This is a genomic window from Desulfopila inferna, from assembly GCF_016919005.1.
Taxonomy (GTDB): Bacteria; Desulfobacterota; Desulfobulbia; order Desulfobulbales; family Desulfocapsaceae; genus Desulfopila_A; species Desulfopila_A inferna.
On record NZ_JAFFQE010000040.1, the window covers coordinates 1 to 436 of the forward strand.

Sequence of the window (436 nt, forward strand, 5' to 3'; positions counted from 1 at the left end):
GCACCACGATCCTGACCGTCCGCAAAGGGGGCAGGGTGGTCATCGGCGGCGACGGCCAGGTCTCGATCGGCCAGACCGTCATCAAGTCGAATGCCCGCAAGGTGCGCAAGCTCGGCAAGGGCGATGTGATCGGCGGCTTCGCCGGGGCCACTGCCGACGCGTTTACCCTGTTCGAGCGGCTGGAGAGCAAGCTCGAGCAATATCCGGGGCAGCTGACCCGGGCGGCCGTCGAGCTCGCCAAGGACTGGCGCACCGACCGCTATCTGCGCCGGCTGGAAGCGATGATGATCGTGGCCGACAAGGAGGTCTCGCTGGTCCTGACCGGGACCGGCGACGTGCTGGAACCGGAGGCCGGCGTGATGGCGATCGGCTCGGGCGGCAATTATGCGCTGGCGGCGGCGCGGGCCCTGATCGACACCGACAAGGACGCCGAGAG

The 436-nt window shown here is 68.6% G+C and carries 1 protein-coding gene; it reads left to right on the forward strand.

Annotated features, from left to right (window positions below; translation table 11 throughout):
* A partial coding sequence (hslV, locus tag JWG88_RS21345) for an ATP-dependent protease subunit HslV (protein ID WP_240194676.1) occupies positions 1–436 on the forward strand: 436 nt, incomplete at both ends.